Below are 854 nucleotides of genomic sequence, written 5' to 3' on the forward strand. Positions count from 1 at the left end.
GCCTGGGCGACGACGTGGTCGGCGTTGACCGGGTTGACGGTGCGGTCGGCGTCGCCGTGGAACACGATGGTCGGGACCGCGGCGTGCGCGCCCCGGGCCGGCGCGGATCCGCCCCCGCTCATCGCCGCGAAGGCCGAGGGCATGTCCCGGGCCGACCCGCAGGCGAGCCCGGAATGAACCCCGATTGCCGCGAACACGTCCGGGTGGGTCGCCGCCAGGATCGCCGCCGCCGCGCCGCCCGCCGACAGGCCCGCCGCGTAGACCCGCGCCGGATCGGCCGAGAACTCCGCCACCACCTGCCGGGCGATGCCGGCGAGCAGCGCCGGCTCGCCGCCCTCGCGCTGCTGGTCGCCGGCGTTGAACCAGTTCCAGCAGCGCTGCATGTTGGCCGAGGCCGGCTGGGCCGGGTAGGCGACCAGGAAGGTCTGCTCCTCGGCCAGGGCGTTCATCTTCGTGCCGGCCGCGAAGTCGTCCGGGGACTGGGTGCAGCCGTGCAGCATGACGACGAGCGGGAGCGCCTGGCCGGCGTAGCCGCTCGGGACGTAGACCTTGTAGGTCCGGCTGCCCGCCGCGCCGGCGTAGCGGCGCTCCTCGAAGCGCGCCCCCTCCGGCACGGGGACGGGCGCCGACCGGCCCGCCCCGAGGCCCTCTGCGAGACCCGGCATCGCCCCCATCTTCGGGAAGCGCTCGCGCAGCGAGCGGATCGTCTCCGAGAGTCCCTGGCGGCCCGAGGGGGCCGTCCCGGCGGACGGGGCGTCGCCGGTCGAGCCCGGTGCGGAGCCCGGCGCCGTCCAGGCCCCGCCCGGGATCGAAGGCGCCACCATGTCGAGGGCCGGCCACGGGCGCGCGGCCCC

1 protein-coding gene is annotated in these 854 nt (G+C 77.2%); it reads right to left on the minus strand.

All coding sequences use genetic code 11. The features are described from left to right. A partial coding sequence (locus tag DT057_RS35080) for an extracellular catalytic domain type 1 short-chain-length polyhydroxyalkanoate depolymerase (protein ID WP_128566578.1) occupies positions 1-854 on the minus strand: 854 nt, incomplete at both ends.

This window comes from Methylobacterium crusticola (assembly GCF_003574465.1).
Classification (GTDB): domain Bacteria; phylum Pseudomonadota; class Alphaproteobacteria; order Rhizobiales; family Beijerinckiaceae; genus Methylobacterium; species Methylobacterium crusticola.